At 67.5% G+C, this 8,668-nt stretch carries 9 protein-coding genes; 4 read left to right on the forward strand and 5 right to left on the reverse strand.

The genetic code is table 11. From position 1 onward, the window contains the following. Positions 1 to 10: 10 nt before the first annotated feature. Positions 11 to 601, forward strand: a complete 591-nt coding sequence (locus tag WBL06_RS13005) for an isochorismatase family protein (RefSeq protein WP_424456730.1) — start codon at positions 11 to 13, stop codon at positions 599 to 601. Continuing rightward, positions 601 to 2,787, forward strand: coding sequence for an MMPL family transporter (locus WBL06_RS13010; RefSeq protein ID WP_424456731.1), 2,187 nt, complete (start codon positions 601 to 603; stop codon positions 2,785 to 2,787). The genes WBL06_RS13005 and WBL06_RS13010 overlap by 1 nt, the downstream gene beginning before the upstream one ends. 147 nt (positions 2,788 to 2,934) lie before the next feature. Here the strand turns inward: WBL06_RS13010 and WBL06_RS13015 are convergent, their stop codons facing one another. After that, on the reverse strand, positions 2,935 to 3,153 hold the full coding sequence (locus WBL06_RS13015; protein ID WP_424456733.1) for a hypothetical protein: 219 nt from the start codon (positions 3,151 to 3,153) through the stop codon (positions 2,935 to 2,937). 192 nt (positions 3,154 to 3,345) lie between these two features. Here WBL06_RS13015 and WBL06_RS13020 point away from each other — a divergent pair, with 192 nt between their 5' ends. After that, positions 3,346 to 4,377 carry a Fic family protein gene (locus tag WBL06_RS13020; protein ID WP_424456735.1) on the forward strand — a complete coding sequence of 344 codons (1,032 nt, stop codon included), beginning with the start codon at positions 3,346 to 3,348 and terminating at the stop codon, positions 4,375 to 4,377. Between the two features lie 33 nt (positions 4,378 to 4,410). Here the strand turns inward: WBL06_RS13020 and WBL06_RS13025 are convergent, their stop codons facing one another. The 4 genes from WBL06_RS13025 to WBL06_RS13040 are packed head-to-tail and all read right to left on the reverse strand — an operon-like array spanning position 4,411 to position 7,729. Further along, a complete protein-coding gene (locus WBL06_RS13025; RefSeq protein ID WP_424456737.1) occupies positions 4,411 to 5,184 on the reverse strand; it encodes an IclR family transcriptional regulator domain-containing protein in 774 nt (257 codons plus the stop codon). Between the two features lie 4 nt (positions 5,185 to 5,188). Then, positions 5,189 to 6,358, reverse strand: coding sequence for a thiolase family protein (locus WBL06_RS13030; RefSeq protein WP_424456739.1), 1,170 nt, complete (start codon positions 6,356 to 6,358; stop codon positions 5,189 to 5,191). 55 nt (positions 6,359 to 6,413) lie between these two features. Further along, positions 6,414 to 7,052 carry a 3-oxoacid CoA-transferase subunit B gene (locus WBL06_RS13035; RefSeq protein WP_424456741.1) on the reverse strand — a complete coding sequence of 213 codons (639 nt, stop codon included), beginning with the start codon at positions 7,050 to 7,052 and terminating at the stop codon, positions 6,414 to 6,416. Beyond that, positions 7,049 to 7,729, reverse strand: a complete 681-nt coding sequence (locus tag WBL06_RS13040) for a 3-oxoacid CoA-transferase subunit A (RefSeq protein ID WP_424456743.1) — start codon at positions 7,727 to 7,729, stop codon at positions 7,049 to 7,051. The genes WBL06_RS13035 and WBL06_RS13040 overlap by 4 nt, the downstream gene beginning before the upstream one ends. A 162-nt stretch (positions 7,730 to 7,891) precedes the next feature. Between WBL06_RS13040 and WBL06_RS13045 the strand changes: the two genes are divergently transcribed. Next, positions 7,892 to 8,476, forward strand: a complete 585-nt coding sequence (locus WBL06_RS13045) for an HNH endonuclease (protein WP_424456745.1) — start codon at positions 7,892 to 7,894, stop codon at positions 8,474 to 8,476. The last annotated feature ends 192 nt before the right edge of the window (positions 8,477 to 8,668 follow it).

An 8,668-nucleotide genomic window follows, 5' to 3' on the forward strand; every position in this document is an offset into this window, starting at 1 on the left:
GGATACCCGCGTGCGTGCTCTCTTCGTCATCGATGTGCAGAACGACTTCACCGAGGGTGGCGCGCTCGGGGTGACCGGTGGCGCCGCGGTCGCCGAGGGGATCACCGAGTACCTGCGCGAGAACCCCGACAGCTACGACCTGGTGATCGCGAGCCGTGACTGGCACGACGGTGACAACGACAACGGCGGGCACTTCGCCACGCCTGAAACGGGCGGCGCCGACCCCGACTTCGTCGCGACCTGGCCGCGGCACTGCGTCGCGGGCACCCCCGGTGCCGAGTACCACCCGGCGCTCGACGCTTCGCTGATCGACGTGCACGTGAAGAAGGGGCAGGGCGTTCCGGCGTACTCGATCTTCGAGGGCGTCACCGAGGACGGCGAGGAGCTGATCGACCTGCTCGATGAGAAGGGCGTGGATGTCGTGCACGTCGCCGGCATCGCGACCGACTACTGCGTGTTGGCTTCCGCGCGAGACGCCTTGGCTGCCGGCCGCGAGGTGGCCGTGCTGACCGACCTCGTGGCGGGGGTCGCCCCCGAGTCGTCGAAGGCCGCCCTCGGAGAGCTCGCTGCGGCGGGCGCCGAACTTCTGGCCACCCGCTGATGCCGCGTCTGCTGCGCGCGGTCATCCCCGCGGTACTCATCGTGGGTTGGCTCGCGCTCGCCGGCTTCGGCGGGCCGACGTTCGGCAAGATCTCGGGTGTCTCCACCAACGATCAGGCCAGCTTCCTGCCCGCGTCGGCCGAGTCGACGCGAGTGTCGGCACTCGTGCCGGAGTTCGCGGGGGCCGACGACATCCCCGCCATCGTCATCGCCGTGCGCGACGGCGGGCTGACCGACGGCGATCTGGCGTTCCTCGAGGCGTTCGCTGAGGATGCCGCCGACGTCGAGGGGGTCGGTGACGACCTCAGCCCCGTGATCCCGTCGGAGGACGGCGAGGCGGCCGAGATCATCGTGCCGATCGCGTCCGAGGTCGGGGATACCGTCGCGGCGCTCGCCGAACTGCTCGAGGATGCCCCCGACGGTCTCGAGGCGCTCGTCACCGGGCCAGCCGGGTTCACCGCCGATCTCGTCGCCGGCTTCGCGGGCATCGACGGCATCCTGCTGCTCACGGCGCTCGGCGCGGTGCTCGTCATCCTGGTGATCGTCTACCGCTCGCCGCTGCTGCCGTTCATCGTGCTCGGCACCGCGGTCTTCGCGCTGTGCGCGGCGATCCTCGTCGTCTACTGGCTCGCGCTCGCCGACATCGTGACGATCAACGGGCAGGTGCAGGGCATCCTGTTCATCCTGGTGATCGGCGCCGCCACCGACTACGCGCTGCTCTACACCGCCCGCTACCGCGAGGCGCTCGCCGTGCACGAGAAGCGCTGGGATGCGACGTGGGCCGCCCTGCGCGGCTCGTTCGAGCCGATCCTCGCCTCGGGCCTGACGGTGATCGCCGGGCTGCTGTGCCTGCTGCTGTCCGACCTCAACTCGAACAAGGCCCTCGGCCCGGTCGCGGCGATCGGCATCGCCTTCTCCCTCCTCGCCGCCCTGACGTTGCTCCCGGCTCTCCTGTTGGCAGCCGGCCGCACCGCGTTCTGGCCCCGCAAACCCCGCTGGTTGAGTAGCGAGGCGCAGCCGCAACTCGGTGGTCGAGTAGCCGCCGAAGGCGGCGTGTCGAGACCCACCACCCCCGGCAAACTCTGGCCCGCTATCGGCCGCCTGATCGCACAGCGCGCCCGCCTGGTCTGGGCACTGTCCCTCGTGGTGCTGCTCATCGCATCCGCCGGTCTCGCGTTGTTCAAGGCCGACGGTGTGCCGCAGAGCGAGCTAGTGCTCGGCGACTCACCCGCCCGCGACGGCCAGGTGCTGCTCGGCGAGCACTTCCCGGCGGGTTCCGGTTCCCCGGCGGTGATCGTGGGTGACGAAGACCTCATCACCGAACTGGCGGATGCCGCCGCCGACCTCGCCGGCGTCGACGGGGTGGAAGCGCTGAGCGACAACTCCCCAACCGGCACGATGCCGGTCGGCACCGACGCCGAGCCGTTCCCGATCCCGACGCTCGTGCCGCTCGAGCCGACCGTCGTCGACGGGCAGGTGATGCTGCGGGCGACCCTCACGGATGCCGCCGACTCGGCGGACGCCGAGCAGACGATCCGCGAGCTGCGGGATGCCGTGCACGCGGTCGACGAGGCAGCACTCGTCGGCGGCGTGACGGCGCTCGCGCTCGACACCGACGACACCGCGATCCGCGACCGCACCGTCATCATCCCCGTGGTGCTGCTGGTGATCCTCGTCATCCTGATCCTGCTGCTGCGGTCGCTGATCGCCCCGCTCGTGCTGATCGGCAGCGTCATCGTGTCGTTCGCCGCGGCCCTCGGGGTTTCGGCGCTCGTCTTCGAGGGCGTGTTCGGATTCCCCGGAGCCGACCCGTCGGTGCCGCTGTTCGGGTTCGTGTTCCTCGTCGCGCTCGGGGTGGACTACAACATCTTCTTGATGACCCGCGTGCGCGAGGAATCGCTCAAGCACGGCACGCGCGAGGGCGTGTTGCGCGGCCTCACCGTCACGGGCGGTGTCATCACGTCGGCCGGCATCGTGCTGGCGGCGACGTTCGCGGCGCTCGGAGTCATCCCGATCCTGTTCCTCGCGCAGATCGCGTTCATCGTCGCCTTCGGGGTGTTGCTCGACACCCTCGTCGTGCGCTCGCTGCTGGTGCCCGCCGTCATCTACGATCTCGGTCGGTTCAGCTGGTGGCCGTCGCGGTTGTCGCGAGATGATGGACCCGTACCGATTCGGAAGGACGCCTGATGGCCGCGCAACTCCTCATGGTCGTCGCCGTGCTCGGCGCGATCGCCCTCGCGATCGCCTTCACCCTGCAGGTCTTCTTCCTCGCGTAGCCCGAACTCGGTGGTCGAGTAGCGCCGCTTGCGGCGCGTGTCGAGACCCAACCCGCGCTCAGAGCGCCGAGGCGCCCGCGACGACGAGTCCGATCCCGGCGGCGAGCAGCCCGGCGGTGAGGCTCGCGGCTCCGAGCCACAGCAACACGATCAGGCGGCTGGGCTTCTGCGGGTCGCGCCCGAGCACCGAGAGGAAGAACCCGCCGGCATGAGGAGCGCGGCGATCGGAGGTGCCGAGCGACCCCAGCCGGGCGATCGAGTACTCGGTGCTCAGCACGGCGCTGTACGAGCCGGTGCTCGTCGCACTACGCCTCCTCGCCCACCAGGATGCCGCCGCCGCGCGGCTCAGCCCTCCGTGAGGCTTGCCTCGTCTACTTTTGATTGGATTCTTTCCGCGATCGCGGCGATGACAAACTAAGTTTGTTTTGTTGACTTACTCATCCGCGCTGATGACAACTTCGGAGGTGCCATGTCAGACGCTGTCGTTCCTGGTCGCGGTCGACCCACGCGACGGTCGTACTTCGCACGCTTCGAAGCCGCCGTAGACGAACTCGCCCGCTACGGAGGCCTTCCCAAGCCCTACGAAGCGAAGGGACTCTGGGATGACCTATGGCATTTGGAAGCGCACCACTCGACCGCGATCGAGGGAAACACGCTCGTGCTCCGTGAGGTCCAGACGCTCCTGGACGAAGGCCGCGCGGTGGGTGCCAAGGAGCTCAAGGAGTACATGGAGGTTCTCGGGTATGGGGACGCGGCCAAATGGGTCTACGAGCAAGCGCTGAAGCCCACGGGTGAGGATGATGCCCAGCTCATTACCTTGCAGGAGGTTCGGGAGATCCACCACACCGCGATGCGGCGAGTTTGGGATGTTGCACCGCATGCCGACGCGACGTTGAAGGAGGCGCCCGGCAACTTCCGCGAGCACGAGATCCATCCATTCCCCGGTGACATGCAGCCTCCGAGCTTTCCGCTGATCCATGCCGAGCTGACTGCATGGGTGGACGGAGTCAACGACTTCGGCAGGCTCATCCGCAGGCAGCAGATTCCGCTCGCTTCGGTCCCCTTCAAGTTGGCCCAGATCCATCGCGACTTCGAACGCATCCACCCGTTCCTTGACGGCAACGGTCGAACGGGGCGTTTGGCGCTGAACCTCATCTTGGTACGCCTGGGCTGGCCCCCCATGATCATCTTCAAGGTGCAGCGCGCTCGATACCTCACCGCGCTCGATCGGGGTGATCACGGAGACTACGCGCCCCTGGCGGAACTCATCAGCCGGTCGGTGGTCGGAAATCTTCATCGGCTGATTCCCAACATTGCCGGCCCCGCGCGGTACGTTCCGCTGCAGGCGCTCGCCGACGACGAGTTTTCGCTCGTCGCGCTGAAGCAGGCTGCGTCGAGGGGACGGCTCGAAGCCATCCGAGGCAGCGACGGGCAGTGGCGCTCTAGCCGGGCCGCTGTCAAGGCGTACAAGGCGAGCCTCTACCGTCGTGCCTCGGGGTAGGCCGGGTTTCGACACGCGACCTTCGGTCGCTACTCAACCACCGAGGGCGGCGAGATCTGTCGAGATGGCGGCGGCGGCATCCTGCAGGGCGGGGAGCAGGCGCAGGGCTTGGATGCCGGCATCCTCATCGGTCGCGGGCATCGACACGTTGATCGCGGCGACCGTCGCGGAGCCGCGGGTGACGGGCACGGCGAGGGCGCGCAGGCCGGTTTCGAGTTCGCCGTCGACGAGGCTCCAGCCCTGGTCGGCCACCCGCTCGAGTTCGGCCCTCAGGGCACCCGGTTCGGTGACCGTGCGGGCGGTGAACGCCTCCCCGCGGAAACCCTCGAAGAAGGTTTCACGCTCGTCAGCAGAAAGCGAAGCGAGCAGAACCCGACCCATCGACGTGACGTAGGCGGGAAAGCGCGTGCCGATGGTGATGCCCACCGACATGATGCGCCGGGTGGGCACACGGGCGATGTAGACGATGTCCCACCCGTCGAGAATGGATGCCGACGACGACTCCCCGACGACGCGCGACAGGGTTTCGAGGTGCGGCTGCGCCACCTCGGGCAGCGACTGCGCCGACAGGTACGAGAACCCGAGCTCGAGTACCCGCGGCGTGAGCTCGAACATCCCGTCGCGCGAGCGCACATAGCCCTCGGATTCGAGGGTCAACAGAAATCGCCGAGCGGATGCCCGGGTCAGGTCGGTCGCGCGCGCGACATCCGAGAGCGACAGCCGCGGCCGCTCCGCCCCGAACGCGCGGATGACGGCGAGCCCGCGCGCGAGCGACTGCACATACGTGCTGCCGTCGGGTTCGAGCATCCCGCTATCGTTCCAGCACCATCGCGAGACCCTGGCCGACGCCGATGCAGATCGCAATGACGGCGACCCCCGAGCCGCGGCGGGCGAGTTCGTGCGCGGCGCGGCCGATGATGCGTCCGCCGGAAGCACCGAGCGGATGCCCGATCGCCAGCGCGCCGCCGTTCTCGTTGAGCTTCGCCGGGTCGAGCTCGGGCCAGAGCTGCGCACACGCGAGGGACTGCGACGCGAAGGCCTCGTTGAGTTCGACGAAGTCGACATCCGCCCAGGTGCGTCCCGCGCGGGCAAGCGCCCGGTTCGCGGCCTCGACGGGGGCGATGCCGAAGTACTGCGGCTCGTTCGCGTAGACGCCGCGGCCGGTGATGCGGGCCAAGGGTTCCGATGACAGGGCACCTTCGGCGGCGATGAGCACCATCGACGAGCCGTCGTTGATCGGCGACGAGTTGCCCGCCGTGACCGAGCCGTCGGCGGCGAACGCAGGCTTGAGCGCACCGAGCGCTTCGAGGGTCGTGTCGGCGCGAATCCCCTCGTCAATGGCGAGATCGACGCCCGGCACCGGCACGATCTCGTTAGCGAACACACCACCCGACCATGCCGCAGCCGCGAGCTGGTGCGAGCGAAGGGCGAAGGCATCCTGTTCCTCGCGCGAGATGGAGTACTGCTGCGCCAGCAGTTCGGCCGACTGTCCGTTCGAGATGGTCTGCTCAGCGGGCAGTTTCGGGTTGGTGAACCGCCAGCCGATGTGGGTCGACACGAGCTCCGAGTTGCGCGGCGGGAACGCGGCGTCGGGCTTGAGCATCACGTAGGGCGCGCGCGTCATCGACTCGACGCCGCCGGCGACGATGATCGACGCGTCGCCGGTCTCGATCGCGCGGGACGCCTGGATGGCGGCATCCACCCCCGATCCGCAGAGCCGGTTGGTGGTGCTGCCGGGAACCGACACGGGCAACCCGGCGAGCAGCACGGCGAAGCGCCCGACGTCGCGGTTGTCTTCGCCCGCCTGGTTGGCGTCGCCGAGGATGACGTCGTCAATGCGGGCGGGGTCGAGGTCGGGATGCCGCTCCAGCAGCGCCTTCAAGGTCGAGCCCGCGAGGTCGTCGGGTCGCACCCCGGCGAGCGACTTGCCGAAGCGCCCAAACGGCGTGCGCACGGCGTCGTAAACGTAGGCGGCAGTCATCGGTTCCTCTTCCCCTCGGTCGTCGAGTAGGCCGCAAAGCGGCCGTGTCGAGACGTCACAGCGTCATCTCCAGGCTCAGCCCCGTGAGTTCGTTGAGTTCCTCAAGCGTGGTGCCGAACAGCTCGATCACCCCCACACCCCCAGCCCCGACGGCGACAACCGCACGGTCGGTGTAAACCCGACTCACGCATCCCTTCCCGGTGAGCGGGTAGGTGCACGCTTCGACCAGTTTCGACGAGCCGTCTTTGGTGAGCAGGTCGGTCATCACCCACACCTGTTTGGCTCCGATGGCGAGATCCATCGCGCCCCCCACCGCCGGAATCGCGTCGGGCTCCCCGGTGTGCCAGTTGGCGAGGTCGCCGTTGGTGGCCACCTGGAACGCGCCGAGCACGCAGACATCCAAATGCCCTCCGCGCATCATCGCGAACGAGTCGGCGTGATGGAAGTACGCCGCCCCCGGCTCCGCGATCACCGGAATCTTGCCGGCGTTGATGAGGTCGGGGTCGATCTCGTCGCCTTTCGCGGCGCGGCCCATTCCGAGCAGCCCGTTCTCGGTGTGCAGCGTCACGTCGCGCTCGGGGTCGAGGTGGTCGGCCACGAGGGTGGGCGCGCCGATTCCGAGGTTCACGTAGGCGCCATACGGGATGTCTTGGGCCACCCGTTGCGCGAGATCATCCCTGTTCAGCCCGCTCATCGCAGCCACTCCCTGTCTCCCACTTCGACGACCCGGTCGGTGTAGAGCGCGGGCGTCACGATGCTTTCGGGGTCGAGGTCGCCGACCTCGACGATGCGGTCGACCTGAGCCACCGTGAGGGTCGCGGCGGTCGCCATCACCGGATTGAAGTTGCGGCTCGTCTCGCGATACACGAGGTTGCCGAGTCGGTCACCCTTGAAGGCGCCGATCAGGGCGACGTCGCCCTTGATGGGAGATTCGAGCACGTACTCCCGGCCGTCGATCGTGCGGGTCTCTTTGCCCTCGGCGAGCAGGGTGCCGACGCCGGTGGGGGAGAAGAATCCGCCGATGCCGGCTCCGCCTGCCCGGATGCGTTCGGCGAGGTTGCCCTGCGGAACGACCTCCAGCTCGATCTTGCCCGCCCGGTACAACTCGTCGAACACCCAGGAGTCGACCTGGCGGGGGAAGCTGCAGATCACTTTCCTGACCCTTCGTGCTTTCAGGAGGGCCGCGAGCCCGGTGTCGCCGTTGCCGGCGTTGTTCGCGACGATGGTCAGATCCTTGGTGCCGACCTCGAGCAGCCCATCGATCAGCGCGATCGGTTGGCCGGCCAGGCCGAAGCCACCCACCAGAACCGTCGCGCCGTCAGGGATGCCGTCGAGTGCGGCAGCGACGTCGGGGACGATCTTCGTCCGCATGTCTGCTCCTTACCGCTCGTTCGGGATGCGAACGAGCGTTCTCTCTGAGAACAGCCTAGCCGAAGGCTCGGTCAAGTCGCGCTGAAGTGCCCACGCATCGAGGCGTCACAAAACCCTGCGTCGAAACCAGTAGCCTGACTGAGTCTCCCCGAAAGGCTCGTTATGCCTCATGGCCGCCCCGCCCTTCCTGCCGCACTGAAGCGTCGGCTGCTTGAGGAGGCCGGGTATCGTTGTGCGGTCCCAAGGTGCGGTAACACTGCCGGGCTTGAGTTTGCGCACATCGTTCCTTGGGCTGAATCTCATGACGATTCGTTCGAAAACATCATCATCCTCTGCGCGGTCGACCACGCCCGCTACGACCGGTCAGGGGAGATCCCTCGCCAGTCGGTCCGGGTGTTCAAAGCGAACCTCGCGTTGCTACGCGGCCGCTACAACGACTTCGAGCTTCGGCTCCTCGAAACGTTTCTGGAGAACGGGTTGGCGTCGCCGATTCAGCTGGCTTTCGGCGCACTAACTGACATCAACGTTCGCAATCTTCTGCACGATGGGATCGTTTCGCGGTCGTCTCCGCAACAGATCATCCAGTACGCAGTCCCGGGTGGCGGAATGGTCTTCAACCCGACCCCGCCAGCGGGCCGCGAAAGCCAGCGGGTGAGTGGTTACGACGAGTATGTCCTTACTGACGCCGGAAGACAGCTCGTAGAAGACTGGAAATCTGCGCGGGTCATCGACGCGAATCTTGCGTAGGCCGGTAGCCACACCAGCGGTCGCCTTCAACGCTGCGGCTGTGAGATTCGAAGTTGCCGAACTGTTAACCGGCTCTTCATCATGAAGCGGGGTGAGCGGGTCGTTGCGGGGTGAGGGGCCGGGGTCTTCCAGGATGGAAGTTCCTACTCCTCCTTCGAGAAAGACCCCGACGTGTCTCACCCTATTTCGGGG

Source organism: Pseudolysinimonas sp. (genome assembly GCF_049651805.1).
Lineage (GTDB): Bacteria > Actinomycetota > Actinomycetes > Actinomycetales > Microbacteriaceae > Pseudolysinimonas_A.